This is a genomic window from Rheinheimera hassiensis (assembly GCF_022436675.1).
In the GTDB taxonomy this organism is placed as follows: domain Bacteria; phylum Pseudomonadota; class Gammaproteobacteria; order Enterobacterales; family Alteromonadaceae; genus Alishewanella; species Alishewanella hassiensis.
Genome location: NZ_JAKUJZ010000006.1, coordinates 177,546 through 196,673 on the forward strand (window position 1 = coordinate 177,546; position 19,128 = coordinate 196,673).

At 49.8% G+C, this 19,128-nt stretch carries 20 protein-coding genes and 1 tRNA gene; 7 read left to right on the forward strand and 14 right to left on the reverse strand.

Features of this window, described 5'->3' with window-relative positions; genetic code table 11:
- The 3 genes from MJX74_RS14265 to dnaQ all read right to left on the reverse strand — a co-directional run bounded on the left by MJX74_RS14265 (nucleotide 1) and on the right by dnaQ (nucleotide 2,328).
- Nucleotides 1-73, reverse strand: a tRNA-Asp gene (locus tag MJX74_RS14265).
- Between the two features lie 108 nt (nucleotides 74-181).
- Entirely contained in the window at nucleotides 182-1,639 is a 1,458-nt protein-coding gene (locus MJX74_RS14270) for a TIGR03503 family protein (protein ID WP_240223481.1), read from the reverse strand.
- Nucleotides 1,627-2,328 carry a DNA polymerase III subunit epsilon gene (gene dnaQ / locus MJX74_RS14275; protein WP_240223482.1) on the reverse strand — a complete coding sequence of 234 codons (702 nt, stop codon included), beginning with the start codon at nucleotides 2,326-2,328 and terminating at the stop codon, nucleotides 1,627-1,629. Before dnaQ ends, MJX74_RS14270 begins: the two co-directional genes overlap by 13 nt.
- 65 nt (nucleotides 2,329-2,393) lie before the next feature.
- Between dnaQ and rnhA the strand changes: the two genes are divergently transcribed.
- Nucleotides 2,394-2,870, forward strand: a complete 477-nt coding sequence (gene rnhA / locus MJX74_RS14280) for a ribonuclease HI (protein WP_240223483.1) — start codon at nucleotides 2,394-2,396, stop codon at nucleotides 2,868-2,870.
- Nucleotides 2,871-3,001: 131 nt separating this feature from the next.
- Here rnhA and MJX74_RS14285 read toward each other — a convergent pair whose 3' ends face one another.
- From MJX74_RS14285 to MJX74_RS14320, 8 genes are all read right to left on the reverse strand, one after another.
- On the reverse strand, nucleotides 3,002-3,586 hold the full coding sequence (locus tag MJX74_RS14285) for a glutathione peroxidase (protein ID WP_240223484.1): 585 nt from the start codon (nucleotides 3,584-3,586) through the stop codon (nucleotides 3,002-3,004).
- Between the two features lie 84 nt (nucleotides 3,587-3,670).
- On the reverse strand, nucleotides 3,671-5,716 hold the full coding sequence (locus MJX74_RS14290) for a TonB-dependent receptor (protein ID WP_240223485.1): 2,046 nt from the start codon (nucleotides 5,714-5,716) through the stop codon (nucleotides 3,671-3,673).
- 9 nt (nucleotides 5,717-5,725) lie between these two features.
- Nucleotides 5,726-6,238: a hypothetical protein gene (locus tag MJX74_RS14295; protein WP_240223486.1), complete on the reverse strand. Its 513-nt coding sequence runs from the start codon at nucleotides 6,236-6,238 to the stop codon at nucleotides 5,726-5,728.
- A complete protein-coding gene (locus tag MJX74_RS14300; protein WP_240223487.1) occupies nucleotides 6,235-7,308 on the reverse strand; it encodes a tetratricopeptide repeat protein in 1,074 nt (357 codons plus the stop codon). Before MJX74_RS14300 ends, MJX74_RS14295 begins: the two co-directional genes overlap by 4 nt.
- A 51-nt stretch (nucleotides 7,309-7,359) precedes the next feature.
- Nucleotides 7,360-7,848, reverse strand: coding sequence for an Ig-like domain-containing protein (locus MJX74_RS14305; protein ID WP_240223488.1), 489 nt, complete (start codon nucleotides 7,846-7,848; stop codon nucleotides 7,360-7,362).
- 10 nt (nucleotides 7,849-7,858) lie between these two features.
- Nucleotides 7,859-9,442 (reverse strand): DUF4331 domain-containing protein, encoded by a 1,584-nt coding sequence (locus tag MJX74_RS14310; protein ID WP_240223489.1) that lies wholly within the window; start codon nucleotides 9,440-9,442, stop codon nucleotides 7,859-7,861.
- Between the two features lie 128 nt (nucleotides 9,443-9,570).
- Nucleotides 9,571-10,248 (reverse strand): anti-sigma factor, encoded by a 678-nt coding sequence (locus MJX74_RS14315; RefSeq protein ID WP_240223490.1) that lies wholly within the window; start codon nucleotides 10,246-10,248, stop codon nucleotides 9,571-9,573.
- Entirely contained in the window at nucleotides 10,245-10,799 is a 555-nt protein-coding gene (locus MJX74_RS14320; RefSeq protein ID WP_240223492.1) for a sigma-70 family RNA polymerase sigma factor, read from the reverse strand. Before MJX74_RS14320 ends, MJX74_RS14315 begins: the two co-directional genes overlap by 4 nt.
- A 179-nt stretch (nucleotides 10,800-10,978) precedes the next feature.
- On the opposite strand from MJX74_RS14320, the gene MJX74_RS14325 reads away from it, so the two are divergent.
- Nucleotides 10,979-12,019 carry a glutathione synthetase gene (locus MJX74_RS14325; protein ID WP_240223494.1) on the forward strand — a complete coding sequence of 347 codons (1,041 nt, stop codon included), beginning with the start codon at nucleotides 10,979-10,981 and terminating at the stop codon, nucleotides 12,017-12,019.
- A gap of 88 nt (nucleotides 12,020-12,107) precedes the next feature.
- Nucleotides 12,108-12,302, forward strand: a complete 195-nt coding sequence (locus MJX74_RS14330) for a PA3496 family putative envelope integrity protein (protein WP_068232247.1) — start codon at nucleotides 12,108-12,110, stop codon at nucleotides 12,300-12,302.
- Between the two features lie 68 nt (nucleotides 12,303-12,370).
- On the opposite strand, the gene fabB is transcribed toward MJX74_RS14330, so the two are convergent.
- Nucleotides 12,371-13,585 (reverse strand): beta-ketoacyl-ACP synthase I, encoded by a 1,215-nt coding sequence (gene fabB / locus MJX74_RS14335; RefSeq protein ID WP_240223495.1) that lies wholly within the window; start codon nucleotides 13,583-13,585, stop codon nucleotides 12,371-12,373.
- Between the two features lie 175 nt (nucleotides 13,586-13,760).
- On the opposite strand from fabB, the gene mnmC reads away from it, so the two are divergent.
- Entirely contained in the window at nucleotides 13,761-15,641 is a 1,881-nt protein-coding gene (gene mnmC, locus MJX74_RS14340; RefSeq protein ID WP_240223497.1) for a bifunctional tRNA (5-methylaminomethyl-2-thiouridine)(34)-methyltransferase MnmC2/FAD-dependent 5-carboxymethylaminomethyl-2-thiouridine(34) oxidoreductase MnmC1, read from the forward strand.
- 48 nt (nucleotides 15,642-15,689) lie between these two features.
- Nucleotides 15,690-16,016: a hypothetical protein gene (locus tag MJX74_RS14345; protein WP_240223499.1), complete on the forward strand. Its 327-nt coding sequence runs from the start codon at nucleotides 15,690-15,692 to the stop codon at nucleotides 16,014-16,016.
- A gap of 19 nt (nucleotides 16,017-16,035) precedes the next feature.
- Here the strand turns inward: MJX74_RS14345 and MJX74_RS14350 are convergent, their stop codons facing one another.
- Nucleotides 16,036-16,905, reverse strand: a complete 870-nt coding sequence (locus MJX74_RS14350) for a flagellar protein MotY (RefSeq protein ID WP_240223502.1) — start codon at nucleotides 16,903-16,905, stop codon at nucleotides 16,036-16,038.
- Nucleotides 16,906-17,038: 133 nt separating this feature from the next.
- On the opposite strand from MJX74_RS14350, the gene rnt reads away from it, so the two are divergent.
- Nucleotides 17,039-17,707, forward strand: a complete 669-nt coding sequence (gene rnt, locus MJX74_RS14355) for a ribonuclease T (protein WP_240223782.1) — start codon at nucleotides 17,039-17,041, stop codon at nucleotides 17,705-17,707.
- Nucleotides 17,708-17,778: 71 nt separating this feature from the next.
- Here rnt and MJX74_RS14360 read toward each other — a convergent pair whose 3' ends face one another.
- Nucleotides 17,779-18,120 (reverse strand): Grx4 family monothiol glutaredoxin, encoded by a 342-nt coding sequence (locus tag MJX74_RS14360; protein ID WP_240223504.1) that lies wholly within the window; start codon nucleotides 18,118-18,120, stop codon nucleotides 17,779-17,781.
- Nucleotides 18,121-18,359: 239 nt separating this feature from the next.
- On the opposite strand from MJX74_RS14360, the gene sodB reads away from it, so the two are divergent.
- Nucleotides 18,360-18,944, forward strand: a complete 585-nt coding sequence (gene sodB / locus MJX74_RS14365) for a superoxide dismutase [Fe] (protein WP_068232260.1) — start codon at nucleotides 18,360-18,362, stop codon at nucleotides 18,942-18,944.
- Nucleotides 18,945-19,128 lie beyond the last annotated feature (184 nt).

The following is a 19,128-nucleotide window of genomic DNA, read 5'->3' on the forward strand; positions in this document are numbered from 1 at the left end:
GGAGCGGACGGGACTCGAACCCGCGACCCCCGGCGTGACAGGCCGGTATTCTAACCGACTGAACTACCGCTCCGCACCAATTGCGCTGCAGAATTTCGTTTGGGTATCCTGCAGTGCGGCGGGAATGATACGGATTAGCCGAAAGGCCGTCAACACCTTTTTTGCCGCTTTTGCCTAATCCTTAATCATCCGGTAAGGTCAGATCCAGAATGTCATCCATATCGTTGTTTTTTTGTGCATTAGTGCTGTTTTTATCTGCTGCAGGCTTATTTTTTTCCGCTGTTGCCGCAACAGGCTGCACCTTGGCGTCTTTTTTACGCCAGAACTGCAAATCGGCTAATTTCCTGTCTGTCATAACAAACCAGATAGCAAAACCACCGCCAAACAGGATAAATAAGTTGGCGCCAATGACTAACCCCCAGGGAAACTCTGGTACAGGTTCGGCTTGCTCGGCGGCAATTTCATCTTTAATTTTTTGTGGTAAGTCGTCCAGTACCGGCGCTTCTTGTACCGGCCGGTTAACCACAAAACTGACTTCAGGCAGATTAAGCATAAATTCGCGGCCATCTTTCATCTCACCAAAAGCGGCCACTTCCAGAATATAGCTGCCATGGCCACGGTTATGCAGTTTAAGCTCGCGTGGTGAGGTGCCAGGCTCATTCAGTGCAAAAGGCTCTATCTCGCCGCTGGGGTAACGTACCCTGCCCTGCAGCAATACTGAGGCGGCATTAACGCTGTCATCTGTTACACGAAACAATACCTGATGCGGTATTGCCTGCTCCTGTGGTTTATCTTCAGCCAGCGCGGCCGCGGCGGTAATATCTGCGACTATTGGCGCGGGCTTTAATACTACCGGTGCCTGCTCTACTTCACGGGTGTATAAAGGTGTGCGCACGATATATTTCGGTGTCCACTCACCGGCGACAAACTTTAACTGAAACTCGCCGGTAAACACGCCGTCACGGGAGCGCTCGTCATAGCCTTTACCGTCATCACGAAATTGCGCTACCTGCACCACACCACGGCCAAAGTTGTCATAGTCAGCATTATTGGTGCTGACAAAGATCACTTCCAGCGCCAGTACTTCGTTAAAGTCTTTGGCTGTAATAGGCTGATCGCCATTGGTTAAACGTGCGGTGATCTTAACGGTTTCACCTACCATCAGGTTGGCAGGTAACGGCTCTACGTTTAGTTGAATGTCGCTTAGCAACATAATACGGCTTTCCGGCAGCAGGCGGCCAATCGCCTGCCAGGGCCCCGGCATCGGGTTTTTAATCTGAATTAAATCGTAACTGCTGGCGTCGTGCCAACGGATCTGCTGGGCTTCAGCGGTGTTAAAATGAATTTTGCTGCCATCGGGCTTTACCAGCACCACAGACGCCGAGCCACGACGGCGGAACAGCAGCAGGGTAATTTCTTCTACTTTATCATCAATACGAAAGCGGTTATCAAACAGCGAAATCTGGTTTTTGGTCGGCAAATCACTTAATAAAGTAAAACCACTTTCGTGCAGGGTTTTCTCATCAACAACCTCTGTGGCTTCTGTTGCCGGAGCTGCAGCATCAGGCGGCGCGTCCTGCATGGCGCAAAGTGGTAAGCTGCAAAGCCATAAACCTAAAACGGTTATCAGTTTCGCCACAGGCAGCTGCCTCCTTTTTTCTGTACCAGATCCAGCCGGTTTTCATGCGCAGCCAGTTCTTCTGCCGTTGCCTGCAGCACCTTTAACCCGCCACTGCGTTGTATTGCCACCGGGCCACCGTTGCCGTCAGTGCCGTCTTGCTCATTTGCCAGGTTTAAACTTACCTGGCCGCCGGTCATCAGCAGATAAACATCGGCTAAAATTTCGGCATCCAGTAAAGCGCCATGTAAGGTGCGGTGGCTATTATTAATATCGTAGCGGCGGCACAGTGCATCCAGGTTGTTTTTCTGGCCAGGGTGCATTTCCCGCGCCAGAAGCAAGGTATCCAGAATGGCGCAATAGTCACCAACCGGTGGCAGTTGCGGATGCAGCATAGAAAATTCGTGATTAATAAAGCCAACGTCAAACGCGGCGTTATGGATCACCAGTTCAGCGCCGTGGATATAGTCATAAAAGCTTTTGGCGATATCACGAAATTTGGGCTCATGTTTTAAGCGCTCGTTAGTAATACCGTGTACGGCAACCGCTTCAGCGTCAATAATTCTATCGGGGTTAATGTAAACGTGAAAATTATTGCCGGTAAAACGCCGGTTAATCAGCTCTACGCAACCTATTTCAATAATACGGTGGCCATCTCTGGGGTTAAGGCCTGTGGTTTCGGTGTCGAGAATAATTTGTCTTTTAGCCATGGTAGTTTCGTTTTTTACAGCATTTGGGTTAGATTATACGCCGTTTTGGTTTGAGGAAAGGCTTTATGCGCAAAACAGTTGCGATCTATACCGATGGCTCCTGCCTGGGTAACCCCGGCCCGGGTGGCTACGGCGCTGTGCTGATTTACAAACAGCATCGCAAAGAGTTAAGCGGCGGCTACAAACTTACCACCAATAACCGGATGGAGCTGCTGGCAGCTATTATTGCCTTAGAGAGTTTAAAAGACAGTTGTGACGTAGATTTAACCACCGACAGCCAATATGTGCGTTTAGGCATTACACAATGGCTGGCCGGCTGGAAACGTAATAACTGGAAAACCAGCCAGAAGCAGCCGGTGAAAAATCAGGATTTATGGCAAAGGCTGGATACTGCCGCCTCAGCGCACAAAGTTAACTGGCACTGGGTAAAAGGCCATGCCGGCCACCCGGAGAACGAGCGTTGTGATGTGTTGGCGCGTAGTGCGGCAGAGGCAAAACCCACTACTGTTGATACTGCGTTTGAGTTGAGCGCTAAAACTTAATCAAATCGTCAACTGCTTGCGCTGCAACACTCGCTTTGGCTCATCACAGCAACTCGCTTGCGCGCTCGCTCAGACACTCTGTGATGACCAAATCGAGGTTCCAGCCGCAGTTGACTAGTCCAGCGAAGTGATTACTCGCCGGATTTTGCCGCAGGTTCTGCGCTAGCGTTTGCAGCCAGCATTTTTTCCAGCTCGGCAATAAAGGTTTTATCGTCTGGCGCAGTGCGGCTACCAAAATGTTTTACTGTTTGCTCATCACTGCTTACCAGATACTTATTAAAATTCCAGCTTGGTGACTCACCGGTTCTGGCAATCAGCGCTTTAAATACCGGGTTAGCGTCGTCGCCTTTTACCTTAGAGCTGGCAAACATCGGAAATTTAACGCCGTAAGTTAAGTAACACACCTCTGCCGTTTTTTCGGCATCGTCATATTCCTGCATAAAACTGTCTGACGGAAACCCCAGTATCACTAAACCTTTGTCCTGATACTTTTGGTGTAAAGCCTCCAGGCCTTCGAACTGCTTGGTAAAACCACATTTACTTGCTGTGTTAACCACCAGCAGGGTTTTACCTTTGTAGCTGTCACATAAATCTACGCTTTCACGCGTGTTTAACTGCTGCATAGAATGGCCAAGAATTTCACCACACTGGTTAGCCATTGCCGGCATAGCCAGTAAACCGGCTACCAGAGTGGCCGCGCTTAATAAGGTTTTCATGTTTTTCTCCTGTAGGGCTGCAGATGTTGCAGTCGGCTAATACGTAGCATAAGCCTAAGCCGATCTGTGCGCCAGCGCTAGCCGCTAAAACCGGTAGGCCAGTTTAAATCTGGCTGTGCGTGGTTCCAGCGGGTGCGTATGCCTGTCTTCTATACCTTCTGCCGGCTCACCGGGTAAACGCGAGGCATAAAAATAGTCAATGTCGCTGTTGTTACTGTCAAAGATATTCAGTAATTCCAGCGTCAACTGCCAGCGCTGCCATTCATAGCGGTAACCGGCATTTACTGTGGTGGTTGCCGCTGAGCGCTGCTGGTTGAAGCTATCTAACGTACGTTTACCAAAATGGCGTAAACGCAAACTCAGCTGCCACGGGTTATCGGCTTTGTAGATGAGCCCCATGCTTAGTACCAGCGGCAAGGCACCATCAATGTAGTTACCCTCGTCGGCTGCCGCCTGGGTAAAACGCGAGCGGGTTAATGCCAGTTCGGCATCAAGGCTCCAGTTGCTGTTAAACCAATAATAAGCTGCAACTTCAACGCCATAGCGTTTGGATGCACGGCTTGGCTCATTGGTACCGGCATCACCAACATACAACAATTCAGAGTCCATATTCAGATACCAAAGCGCAGCCGAGATATTAAACGCTGTGTAGTCAAAAAACCGCAGCCCAAGCTCGGCGCCATTGCTGCGTACCAGCAGATCAACCGGTGCTACGCTATCACCGCTTTGCGGATCAATAACGGTAGTGGCCCCACGGGCATCATTAGAATGAAAACCCTGGCCAGCATTAAAATACGCCTGCCAGTTAGCCGCAAACTGATAGCTCAGGCCGGCTTTTAATGAGGCAATACCTTCGGTTGCCTCGCCACTGTTTGCCGCCAGATCGCTGTTAACATCGACGCTGAAATAATCGTAACGCAGGCCAAGATGAGCGTTCCAATCGCTGTTAAGCTGCATGGTACTTTGGCTAAACAGCGCCGCAGAGCCCTGTTGCACGGCGTCCTGGCGCACCGTGCTTAAACGCTGGCGCTGGCGGGTGTTATACAGGCCCACTTCGCCAATGTCGTCATAGCGTAATTGCACGCCCACCACATGCTCAACGGCAAACTCACCCAGCTGATTGTGCCAGTGCCGGCTAAGCTCGCCTCCATAGATCCAGCGCTCATCGACCTGTTCAAATTGATCACCGTTTAGCGGGTCGTTTAAGAAGTAGGTAAAATTGGACCATAAATCCAGCTCGGTTTGAATGGCATAAGCATTCCATTGCCAGGCGTCGCTGTACCAGCTGGCAGAAACGCTGTTGCGGCTGCTTTTGCCACCAACACTGGTATCAAGCGAGCCGAAGGCGTCAATCAACCCCTGGCTGACTGCTCGTTGTGGGATCTGATCAGCTGCATTCCAGCTGTTGTCGTATGCCATAAACGTTAAGGCAAACTGGCCACTGCCCAGCGGTTTGCTGTAACGCGCCAGCAGGTTTAATTTATCCACATCTTCAGCTATATCGGTCCAGGGGCCATCGTATTGCTGCAACTCACCGGCCAGCAGTACATCGGCCTTGCCCTGCTTTACATTGCCCTTTACCAGCAGGCGTTGGTAGTTATCCATACCAAAGGTTAATTCTGCCTCGTTGCGGGTGCGGTTTTGCATACCAAAACGAGCCACACCGGCGGCAGAAAAATCACCACTGTTGGCATGATAAGCACCTTTTTGATAGTCAATTTGTGATACCAGCTCAGGTATTAAAAAACTTAAATCGGTGTAGCCCTGGCCATGACCGTGGCTGCGCATATTTACCGGCATACCATCCACGTAGCTGGCAAAATCAGTGCCGTGATCAAGGTTAAAACCACGCAGAAAATACTGATTAGCCTTGCCGCTGCCGCTGTGCTGGGTAACCACCATGCCGGGAATAAACTCCAGGATCTCGCCACCGCGCAGTAAGGGCCGGTCGGCAATTTCGGCATTGCCCACTACGCCCTCTGAGGCCGAACTGGCCAAACCCAGCAAGTCGGTTTGCCGGCCTTTTACACTAATTTGCTCCAGTATATGCGCTGATAAGGGGTCAGCGACAACCTGTGCCGGAGCAAGTAATATTGCTGTACAAGCAGCAAGATAACGATAAACAGCCATGTGTATTCCTTAATGCGATAAAAGTGCCGGGTAAAGCGGGCTTGTCGGCGATAATACAGCGTTAGCCTTATTAGGTGGTAGTTGCCAGGATAACAACAACTTATGGCTATGCTGGCTGTCAAACAGCGCGGTGTAACTTAGCTGCCAGCGCTCAGGGCTGCTGCAACGTACCTGTAGCGGCAACAGCAAAAACATATCCTGTTGCATACGCTGCGCCAACCAATCAGTAGCTACAGTATTAATATCGCAAGCCCCCGCGACACTGCTAAAACGCAAACGCAGGCGGATATAATCTTGTAACTGTGGTTCACTGTCTAACACCTGCTGCCAACTTACCTGATGGCTGTCTTTGGCCTGAATAAGGCCGGCTTGTGCTAAATCGTGTAATGCCACTTTCCAGAGTAAAACAGGTTGCCCCTGCTGCTCAGTAACGTCCATATAAGCGGTACTGAATTTATGTGCTTGCGCGGTAGCCGCAAAACACAGCGTAAAGATCACCAACATCTGTGACAGAGCCCTCATTCACTTACTCCTGATTGCTGCTCGACGTTGTGCCGGCTTAGCTGCAATAGATATTCATCATCCGGCTCTTTTGCTGTTTGATAGTTAAGCTCTGCCCAGTGCAGCGCCGAAGCGGCATCCGGTGAAACATGCAAAAAATAGTGGACTAAATCTGCGGCATGTTCAGTATCACCGCGCAACAAACGCAGTTGCATGCGCTGATGCAGTTGTTCTGTAAACACCGGCGCTTTTGCCAGTTGGCGCTCGGCCCGGGCTAAACGCAGCAGCAGGCTGTCTGCCAGGGCATTATCCGACGCCAGAGCGTTAAGTTGTTGATACACCTGCTCGCCCTGCCCCAGTGCCAGGCTTAAATCGGCCCATTTTAACCATAAACTGGTAGGAGCCTGAGCCAGCACCGGTGTTAACCATTGTTTTGCTGTCGCTATCAGGCCAAGCTGCTCGGCCTGTTCGGCCAAAATGCCGCGTAACCAGATATCCAGCTCTGCCGGTAAGCTTTGCTGGCGCTGCCACAATTGCTGCAGTGCAGCGTAACTTTGCTGCCAGTTACCGCGCCGGCCGGCTACTTCATAGCTGCACACGCTGAATAAAAACAAATCCTGTTGCCATAAACGGCCGCAAGCTTGCTGTGCGCTGTCCGGTTGATGCAATGCCAGATGCACCCTGGCCGTCGTTAAACTGGCCTGAATATGTTGCGGTTGCTGCGCCAGTACCCGGCTTAAGGTTTGCAGCGCCGCGGTAAACTGATGTTGTTGCTGCTGAATATCAGCCTGCAGCAGCAAATACGACAAGCTTTGGCGACTGTCATCACTAACCTGGTTTAATAGCTGCTCGGCCTGATGAAACCAGTCATCAAAGCCCGGGCGACGCGCACCGGATAAATAAAGCTGTGCCAGCTGCAAGCGCTGCTTGTCATCCGGCTTACGCTGCAAAGCTTGCTGCAGTTGTTGCATGTCGGGGGTAAGTGACAGCACGCTGTCTAACGCCAGTTGCTGTGAGGCGTCGGGTTTAAATTCGGTTGCACCGGCGACAGACCAGCACAGCGCAAAAATAATACTTAATTTCTTAAACATAAAGCACCCCAAATAAAGAGCGGAGCCACTATATGGCCCCGCTGTAGGTTGCTACTGACTGCTGAGTAAATCAGCGTAGTCGGCTTCGCTTGTCGCATCCTGGGTAAAGTCCCGGCCGTTTAATGGCAAAGCTGGCGCTTGTTCGTCCTGATTAAACGCTGTCCGGCTATAGGTTAAAAACGACACTACCGCCACCGCGACATCAATTGTCACTTCGCCAGTGGTTGTTAACTCACCGTCGGATACTGCGACCATAAAGCTGTCGCTGCCCGTAAACTCCGTTGCGGGTGTGTAGGTAAAGTTGCCATCTGTAGCCAGTGTCAGGTTGCCGCTTTGCGGCGGGACCGTAACCGTGAACAACAAGCTGTCACCGTTTTTATCTGTGGCACTTAGCCTGTCCATCACCACAACACCGGTTTCAGTCATAAAGCTGTTGGCACCAAATTTGGGGGCAACATTGGGTTTGTCATTGTTACTGCCATTACAGCCACTGAGCACTGCTATACCGGCAACCGCAAATAGGATCGCTAACGTTTTCATATGCCGCTCCTTAGTTAGCTGAGCCCGGTAATGGGGTAAGCAGGTATGGGAAAGAGGTATCGAGCATGGCAGCGCTTAACGGTGCGCCATCTGTGAATGGCACATTACCGACCGGTGCATCTTCCGGCGCACAGTAGCCCAGATTGGTGGGTGTGCCGTTTACCGGAATATCATGACATAAGGCCCCCATTACCACACGCAAAGCGATATCGACTACATCATCACCCGGGCGGCGGCCATTGGGGAAACCGGCTAAGTCATCACCTGCTACACCAAACGCAGATTGCATCTCAGCTGGTGTTGCCGCAATGGCGGTATTTAACCGCAGCATTTCAGACGGGGTAACCGTAGATAGTTGGTTAACACCGGCTACACCGGTCAAAAACGCGTTAACCAGATCTAAACGTGGAAAATTAGACGGCGCTAAATCGGCGATATTGGTGCCTAATGTAGTGTTAACCGCATCACGGAACAAAATGTTTAACAACGCCGGTAAGCTTGGATGGGTAACGTAATCGGCAAACTGGCCGTCATCAGCAGGTTTGCTGCTGTTAAACTTATCCTTATCTGCCAAACCTATCACTAACTCATTAACCAGCGGGTTACTTAAACGCGATACCTGCACTAAAGCACCACCATTAACCTCTGGCCGGGCAAAGTTAGCATTGGGGTTTAAAATACGCGCTTGTGGCAAACTTGCCGTGGTCCAGGCACCGATAACACCATTGCCGCTGCCGGTAACACAGGTTTTTGGTACTTCTATTGCCAGCGAAGTCACGTTTTTATCAGCCAGATCGTCATTGGCGCTGCTTTGTGTAATGCCGCCGGGGAAACCAGCACCATCTCCGGCGCCTGGTGCACTGTCGCCCTCAACCGGAACATAATTGACCAAATCAAAGGTCTTACCCAGATTTACCACAAAGGCATCTTTACGCTGGCCGACAAAAACCCGTGCCATGGCATCGCACCCGGGCAAAGCGACCTGATACACGTATTGATCGGCATAGGCCTGGTAAGCAGCAGCACTGCTAAAGGTTTTGGTGCCGATAAAGTCATACGGTTTAGTAAAGGTCATAGCGCCATCTGAGGGCATCAGCATATTGCTGCTACCTGCCGCAGCGACCTCTAGGGTGTAATCTTCAAAAAAATTTAACGCTGCTGTATTGCCCGCGGCTACACCACCGACATTTTTCAGTGGTACCGCCACCATTTTCTGATTGCCCTCGGGGCCTATCGGTAATTTAACCCCAGCGCCCTCATTGGTCAGGGTGTTATTGAAGCGAAAGTTGAAGCTCAGATCAGGCTGCGCATCACCGTCGTTATCAATGTGAATGCTGTACACTGCTGCTGGGTCCATGGCGAAATAGTTGGGCCCACCATAGGCATCTTGCAGCGGAATATAATTTGCTATCAGCGTAACGTAGGCTTCGCGGCCGGGTTCATAGCTGTTAAACAGATAAAAGTCAGACGCATCTACTGTTGGCATTCGGGTAATATTTGGTGCTTCACGGTGGCTGGAGGCCTGTACACTGCTTAGCAGGCTAAGCGTGGTAAGCGCTGCGGTTACAGCAAAAAAAGTGGCTGTGCGTTTCATGTTTTTAGTCCCATTGATTTAAGTTGCGACCAAGAAACGACTGACTCAGATGATTGGATGCAGTGAAATGCAAAAAAATAAAAAAACCGCCGCAGCGGTTTTAAACGGGGTTGGGTTTGTTCAGCGCCTTACAGCGTAACAATCTCTGCAGTAAATAATACCGGGCCGCTTGGCGCACCGGTAATGGAGCCGCCAATCGGTTCCAGGCTTACCGCTAAAGCGGCTATCTGAATACCTTCAGCTTCAACCGGCCAGCCCAAAGTGCGTTCGCCCTGTTGCGGCAATAACCCTAACGAAATTGGCGCCTGACCATTAGCAGGTAACATCCATAGCTCATAATCATGCTGCGCATCATCTGTTACCGCCGCGGTAGATTTAACCCTTAAGGTGTTTTCCGCTTTGCTTACCAGCCACCAGGCTTTAGCGTCACTGGTTTGAATGACGGCTATGTCCTGCGAAACAGGGCTTAGCAACAAGGGCCGCAACATAATGACGGCCAGCAATAATGAAGCCGCAGTAGCCAGCGCCAGCCAGTATTTACCGGTTCTGGCAGGTGCTACCGGCGCTGTGGCAGCCGTCCAGCCTAAACGTTGCCGAATACGCTGCCATACCGCTTCATCGGGCGCCGTTGCCGGTAAACTTTCGGCCAGCGGGTTTAGATGTTGCTCCCAGCGCCACACCGTCTGGCGCGCACTTGGCTGCTGCATCATCAGCCGCTGAAATCGTTTACGGGCTGCGCCTTTCATAGCACCGAGAATAAAATCGACCGCCAGCGCGTCCAATAACTCCTGTTGCTGATACTTCATGCTTCAAGACACCTTTTCAATTGGGTTAAACCACGGCGGATCCAGCTTTTCACAGTACCCAGTGCAGAGCCGGTATGTTCAGTAATTTCCTGATGGCTCAGTCCGTTAAAATAGGCCAACTGGATTGACTGACGGTGCTCGTCACTCAAGCCCTGCATGCAATCATCCAGTTTCACCTTTTCACGAACCAAGCCTATTGCCTCCCCCGGCTGCACCTCATCTAAGCTTTGGTCGTTGTCCGGCTCTGAGATATCAAGATGTTCTGCCTTAACCCGGCGTGATTTTAGCAAGTCCAGTGCGCGGTAGCGGGTAATGCTGATCATCCAGCTCATTACGCTGCCTTTTTCGGCATGGTAATCGGCCGCGTTGTGCCAGATGCGTACATACGCATCCTGCAACACATCCTCAGCCCAGTCTCTGCGCCTGAGCAAATGCAAGCTGACAGAAAATAACTTACCTGATGTGGCCTGATATAACTGTTCAAATGCCGGTTTATTTCCCTGAGCCGCAGCGTACAGCCATTGCAGCAATTGTTGTTGTGATTGTTCCATTTGCAATCCTGTTAAGTTAACTCTCAGTTATCGTTACGACACACTGCGCAATTCAGATGCAGTAGCAAACATACTTAATGCAAAATTCACGTGTGTTTTTTTACCTATCCGCTATCATCCGCTTCCATTTTTTGGCGGCTCTCGTATGCTAAGCCAGAACTGCTTATTCAAGGATCGCTATGCGCATTTGTTTTTTAATGTACCCGTGGGACAAAGTTTATCCAGACGGCGACAGTACCATTCGGATGATCCACGAAGCGGTAAGCCGCGGCCATACGGTAGCCATTACCCATGCCACTAACTTAACTGTGCGGGATAGCATCGCCCAGGCGTTTTGCAAAGTGTTTGTTAAAGGCCAGAAAGTATCCAGTAATATTGCCAGTTTTTATCGCAATGCGCAGTTTAACCAGCAAAAGCTGCCGCTGGCGGCCTTTGATGCCATTTTTATCCGGTTAAACCCGCCGCTGGACCCGATAGCGCTTAATTTTCTTGATTCAGTGCGCGAAGATACCTTTATTATGAATGACTTAGATGGTGTACGGATTGCCAATAATAAGATGTACACCGCGTCCTTGCACGACCCGGATAACGAGTTTATTCCGGTGACTCATGTATCAAAAAACAAGGACTATCTGGCACGGGTACTGGCAGAATCGCCCAACGATAAGATGATTTTAAAACCTTTGAACGGCTATGGTGGCAAAGGTGTCATTCTGCTGGAGAAATCTGCCGCACAAAGCGCCCGCTCTCTGCTGGATTTTTATATCGGCGATACCGAGCGCGGCAACTACGTTATTTTGCAGGAATATGTTGAAGGCGCTGAGCTGGGTGATATCCGTATTCTAATGCTAAACGGTAAACCTATCGGTGCCATGCGCCGTATTCCGCCGGCAGATGATGTGCGCTCTAACGTACATGCCGGCGGCAGCGTAGTTAAACACCAACTGACCGAACAGGAAAAACGCTTGTGTACGCATATAGGCCCGCGCCTTGCCCGCGACGGTTTATTTTTTGCCGGCATCGATGTCATTAACGGAAAATTGATTGAAGTAAACGTAATGAGCCCTGGCGGCATAGCACGGATTAACCGGTTAAATAGCGTGCGCCTGCAAGAGAAAGTTATTGATTTTATTGAGCATATGGTAAATAGCAAAACCCAATTATCACCACGTAAGCAGGTATTCAGGCCACTGCTGAGTGAAGCTGAAACCGTTATTTGAAAATTTTTTATCGTCTTAGAAAAAATAATTCACTGTTTTAAACCGGTAAATCTCGGTAAATAGGCAAAAAAAAATCTGAGGTGCGCTTATGTCACAGGTAGAAAGCAACGATTTTGAACTGGATGACTTAACGGATGACGTTGAGATCGTCAAAGATTTATCTCCAAAGGACAACAAAGCAAAGCAGAAACTGGAAGCGCGGCGGCGCATAGATGATCTGCTGGAACAAAAACGCTTACGCCAGTTGCTGGATGACTGGGATCTGGATGATACGGAAGCATAAAACAGCAAGACATAAAAAACGGGCGCCTTAAGCGCCCGTTCTGCTATCTGTAGTGCCCGCCGTGGCTATTAACCACGATACTTTTGCATAACTAACGTGGCGTTAGTGCCACCAAAACCAAAGCTGTTCGACATCACGGTATTAAGCTCAGCAGGGGTAGCCTTAGTAACAATATTCAGCCCCTGTGCAGCTTCGTCCAGCTCGCCGATATTAATTGAAGGCGCGATAAAGCTGTGCTTCATCATCAGCAGTGAATATATTGCCTCATGCACGCCTGCAGCACCCAGCGCATGGCCCGTCATTGCCTTGGTCGCACTGATAGCCGGTGATTTACCGGCAAACACTTCCTGAATAGCGCCCAGCTCTTTTACATCACCTACCGGTGTACTGGTACCATGAGTATTAACGTAATCTATCTGGGCAGTAACATTTTGCATTGCCATTTGCATACAACGCACAGCGCCTTCACCACTTGGCGCTACCATGTCATAGCCATCAGACGTTGCACCATAACCGGTTACTTCAGCATAAATAGTGGCGCCACGGGCTAGGGCATGCTCCAGCTCCTCAACCACAACCATACCGCCGCCGCCACTGATGACAAAACCATCACGGTTAGCATCATAAGTACGTGATGCCAGTTCAGGAGATTCGTTGTATTTGGTAGATAATGCGCCCATCGCATCAAACTCCATTGCCAGCGTCCAGTGCACTTCTTCACCACCACCGGCAAATACCACGTCCTGCTTACCCAGTTGGATCAGCTCTACTGCATGGCCGATACAGTGCGCACTGGTGGCACAGGCAGAACTGATAGAGTAGTTCACGCCTTTAATTTTAAACGGCGTGGCTAAACAGGCTGAACAGGTACTGGACATGGTTTTTGGCACCGCATAAGGGCCAACCCGCTTTACACCTTTTTCACGCAAAATATCAGCAGCTTCTACCTGCACTTTAGATGACGCACCACCTGAGCCTGCAACTAAACCAATACGCGGGCTGGAAATTTGCTCTTCGGTAAAACCGGCATCTGCAATGGCTTCTTGCATGGAAATATAAGCATAGGCTGCAGCATCACCCATAAAACGCATGGCTTTACGGTCAATCAGCTCGCTGGGTTCCAGTTTGATATTACCCCATACCTGGGAACGCAGGCCCAGCTCAGCAAATTCTTCTGATCGGGTAATGCCTGAACGCCCGGCCTGTAACGAGGCCAATACTTCGTCTTTGTTATTACCAATACTGGACACAATACCAATACCTGTTATTACCGCTCTTTTCATGCTTTCTCCATCGACCAGCCAGTTGCCGGCAAGGTTAAAATAATACTGTTCGCTATTGTACGGACTTTGTTCTGCAAAGTGGTCAGCTTTCAGCGCACACTTGTACTCTGTTTTCAATTTTGCGATAGCTTAGGGTAAACTACAAGCCGAATATTGTGGTGGACCTGCCTTACTTATGTCTCAGCTTACGCATGCCAAAATACATTTTAATGAACAAGGTACGCCCGTGGCGTCAGATTTTGATGACGTCTATTTTTCCAATGACGGTGGCATGGCCGAAACCGATTATGTATTTTTGCAGCAAAATGGTTTACCCCAGCGCTGGCCAACGCATCCAGCACTCGCTTTTCATATTATTGAAACCGGGTTTGGCACCGGCGCTAACTTTCTGCTGAGCTGGTTACGCTTTCGTCAATACCGCCAGCAGTTTCCAACCGCAGCCTGCCAGCGCCTGTATTTCAGTAGTTTTGAAAAATTCCCGTTAAGCCATGCTGATCTTACTCAGGCTCTGGCGGTACATACTGATCTTCAACAGCAGTGCCAGCAATTGCTGCAAGCTTACCCGTTGTGTGTTGGCGGTTGTCACCGGCTTAGCTTTGATAACGGTAGCGTAATACTGGATTTGTGGTTTGGTGACGTAAATAACCTGCTGCCAGAGCTTAATGCCCCTGCAGATGCCATTTACCTTGATGGTTTTGCCCCCAGAAAAAACCCGGATATGTGGCAGGATCAGCTGTTTACCGGCCTGGCCCGGCTAAGTGGTAGTGGCAGCACAGTATCTACCTTTACCTCTGCGGGTCTGGTAAAGCGTGGTTTGCAGCAGGCTGGTTTTACGGTGAGTAAAATTAAAGGCTTTGGCCGCAAGCGTGAAATGCTGACAGCCATAATGGCAACGGATACCGCCCCCCAGTTAGCAACACCTGCCCCGTTAAATGATGAAGTCACCATTATAGGCGGGGGTATAGCATCGCTTTGCACAGCTTTGGCACTGACTCAGCGCGGTATTACCGTGCACCTCATTTGCGAAGATGACAGGGTGGCACGCCAGGCATCACAAAACCGCCAGGGCGCGGTATACCCCAACCTGCATGCCAACCTCACCGATGACAGCCAGTTGCACGCTCAGGCCTTTTTGTTTGCCCGGCGCTTTTATCAGCACTGGCAACAACAAGGGTTAGATTTTGCAATGGACTGGTGTGGCTTACTGCATCTGGCCAGCAATACGCTGCTACAACAGCGCCAGCAAAAGCTGATGGATAAAGCGCTGTGGCCAACTGAGCTGGTGCAGGCCGTAAATGCCAGCGAAGCCTCTGCCATTGCCGGGCTTGAACTGCCCCACGGCGGCATTTATATACCACTGGCTGGCTGGTTAAGCCCGCAACAGTTCTGCCTGCAGGCACTGCAATATTTACAGCAGCAAAAGTTATTCCGCTTTAGCCCGGATTGTAAAGTACGGGCAATAAGGCAAAACAATAACGGATGGCACTTAGATACCGCAACCGGAGAATGTCAGGCCGCAATTTTAGTGCTGGCCTGTGGCAGCAAATTGGCAGAATTTGCTCCAACGGCACAGCTGCCACTGAATAAAATCCGCGGCCAGGTCAGTTATGTGCAAGCCAGCGCTATGGCGCCACTTAAAACGGTACTGTGCCACAAAGGCTATATCACGCCACAATGGCAAAACCTGCACAGCGTTGGCGCTACTTTTGACCGTAACGCAACAGAAGCCTTTATCAGCGCGCAGGATAACAGCGAAAACGTAGAATTGGTTCGCCAGCAACTGCAGCGACCAGACTGGTTTGCTGAAGCCAAAGTAACAGACGCAACAGCGGCTTTTCGGGCCACTTTGCCAGATCACTTACCCTTGGTTGGCCCGCAGGCTAATCAGCAAAACCTGTACCTGATAGGAGCCATGGGCGCTAGAGGCATTATGCTGTCGCCATTGCTGGCCGAACTATTGGCCTGCCAGATTTGTGCAGAACCGCAGCCGTTAACGCAACAGCTGTGTAAACGGCTGGCAGCTAGCCGTTTTCAAGTTGCTGGGCAAAGGCAATAAAAGTTTGCTAAGGTAGCGCAGAATCATAAATAAAAGTAAGGACAAAGCATGCGTCTAGCCGTTTTATTATGTCTGGCGTTATTAAGTTACGGGCAAAGTGTTGCCGCTAAAGATTTTTACCAAATCCCGCTGCCCGAAGATGCCCGTGAATTTGCCCGGCTTGATAATAAATTGCCAGCGGTGCTAAGTTACTTTAGCCAGCAAAGCGAAACCACACTGCGCGATTTTTATGTCCGGCAACTGGGGCAGCCCACTTCAAGCCAAACCCGGTATGGCCGCGAACATTTATATTTTACCCTCAATGGTAACCAGGTACGTATTCTGATCTCAAGCCGTGACAACTGGCGTCAGGTTGACGTAATGGTACAAAACTAAGCCGGTTAAGGCCTCTTGGTTAAGGCTTGGTTAACTGCAACACTACCCTGCGGTTTTGTTTTCGCTCCAAGGCAGTATCGTTTGGCGCTACGTGGCGTCGTTCACCAAAACCTTCTACCTGAACTTTATCCTCACTTAGCCCGGCAGCAACAAAAAAGCTTTTTACTTTCTCCGCCCGCTTTACCGATAACTGCTCGTTCATCCAGCGCCCGCCATAACTGTCGGTGTAGCCCTGAATTTCAACATAGTCGATATCCTGATCATATTTCAGGTATTCAGCTATCTGCGCCAGCCTGCGCTCAGACTCACGGGTTAACTGGTCACCACCGCTTTCATAGCTCAGTACAGTAAAGGCAATATCATCAAAGCCATACGGCAACAACCGCGACACACACTGATTAAACTGATGATAATTTGCCGGAAACTGTACCGGGTTCATCGCCGCCACCACTTTGTCGTAAGGGCTGTACCAGTCGCTGAAGTAAAATGTCGGGCTAAAGCCCTGCTCCAGCTCAGTTAGCAAGGTCCAGGCGGTTTTTTTCGGCAAATCGCCATTATATTGCTTTAATAACTTCATGCTGGCCACCGCTTTAGCAGGGGTGCCCGGACGCCACGCTGGCGGCACTGACAGCACTTCCGCTAAGCCATAGTTATCGGGCAGCCGTAGCATTTGTAATTCAAAATCTAAGTTCAGCCCTTTACTGGCCACACTGCGAAATACCGCCTGGCCAAACTGCGGAATTTCATGCTGCAGCTGACACTCCAACGGGGTGTTTTTACTTAATTGCCAGACTGATTGCTCAATACTGGCAGAATATTGACGCAACTGCGGCTGTGCCAACACACTGACACTGCACAACAGGCTGCTGATCATTAATAAAGTTCGCATTTTCTGGCTTTCCACCACTGTCGGTAAGCAATTTATGGCAATTCTGTTTTATGTTAAGCAAACACTATGCCGCAACAAGACGCTGGAGCAATTCTTTGGCATAATAGCCGCTGATTGGCAAACTGGCGATGTTATGACACAACCAAGATCACAGCTGGCACAGCGCTTTCGCGGGTACTACCCTGTAGTTATCGACGTCGAAACCGCTGGCTTTAATGCAAAAACAGATGCTTTACTGGAAATAGCAGCCACCTTGCTGGATATGGACGACGACGGCAATTTAGTGCCGCTGCAAACACTGCACTTTCATGTTGAGCCTTTCGAGGGCGCGAATCTGGATGCCAGCTCACTGGCATTTAACGGTATCGATCCATTTAACCCGCTACGTGGTGCAGTGCCAGAGCGCGAAGCCATTACGGAAATATGTAAAGCGGTGCGCAAAGCACAAAAAGACGCCGACTGTCAGCGCAGCGTTATCGTGGCGCACAATGCCGCTTTTGATCAGGGCTTTTTTAACGCCGCAGTGGAACGGCTTAACTTTAAACGCTCGCCCTTTCATGCCTTTGTATCGTTCGACACCACCAGTTTGTCAGCATTAGCGCTGGGGCAAACCGTGCTTGCTAAAGCCTGTCAGGCTGCAGGTATTGAATTTGATAATAAAGAGGCGCACAGCGCCTTGTACGACACTGAACGCACTGCTGAGCTGTTTTGTTATATTGTGAATAGCTGGAAACAACTGGGGGGCTGGCCGCTGGCACAGGCTGCAGAAGCAGCCAGCGAAGACGCCACTGAACCGGTGTGACACCTTAGCATTACCCGCCACAAAGTATAAAGGCCGCTTTAGCGGCCTTTATACTAACTACAACAAAGCGGTTACTCTGCCGGAGTGTCAGTTTTGTATTTAGCAGCAGTTTCTTTGATCAGCGGCTGCAGTTCACCACGCTGAAACATTTCCAGCACGATATCACAACCACCAACCAGTTCACCGTCTACCCACAACTGCGGAAAAGTAGGCCAGTTGGCATATTTGGGTAATTCAGCACGAATATCCGGGTTCTGCAGAATGTCTACAAAAGCAAACTGCTCGCCACAGGCAATCAGCGCCTGGGAAGCTTGAGCCGAAAAACCACAACTTGGGAATTTAGGCGAGCCTTTCATAAATAACAGGATCGGATTCTCAGCAATTTGCTGCTTAATTTTATCTAACGTTTCCATTAACACCTCACACCATAAGCATTTTCAGACTGGCAGACATTTTACGCTGTTCTGTCGTAACTGGCACTTGAGATCTGAGAAAAAATCCCCACCTCTGTTGCTACAACCTTAAGCGCTGATTATCACAGCCGACTACACTGGATCAGCCAATAATCAATACTGTAAAACTTGAGTATTTTAGTCAGGTTTTGTAGTCTACGCCATGCAGACATCATAAACAACGCCAACGGAGAACGACAATGGCCTTTGAATTACCAGCATTACCTTATGCAAAAGACGCTTTAGCGCCACACATTTCCGCAGAAACTCTGGAATACCACTACGGCAAACACCACAATACTTACGTGGTAAAACTGAATGGTTTGATTGAAGGCACGCCTTTTGCCGGTAAATCTCTGGAAGATATCGTTCGTACCTCTGAAGGTGGCATTTTCAACAACGCCGCTCAGGTATGGAACCACACTTTCTACTGGCACTGTTTATCACCAAACGGTGGTGGCGAGCCAACAGGTGCGTTAGCCGACGCTATTAATGCCAAATGGGGCTCTTTTGCTGCATTTAAAACCGCCTTTAACGACAAAGCCGTGAACAACTTTGGTTCAAGCTGGACCTGGTTAGTGAAAAAAGCTGACGGCAGCCTGGATATCGTTAACACCAGCAACGCCGCTACGCCATTAACAGATACCAGCGTAACGCCGGTAATGACTGTAGATTTATGGGAACACGCCTACTACATCGACTACCGTAATGCCCGTCCAACTTACCTGGATGCATTCTGGGCACTGGTTAACTGGAAATTTGCCAGCGAAAACTTTGCCAAATAATACTTTGCTGTATTAAATGAACCCGGCTTATGCCGGGTTTTTTGTCTGCCCAGCTTTACACTTTCATCTAATAAGCCAACTAAACCTGTTTGCGCTCAGCAACGATAGCCTGAAGAAATTTATAGATTTTTCTGTCAATTAGTCAGGCGGGAATCCGCTTTACTGTCTAACCTTAAGATAACAG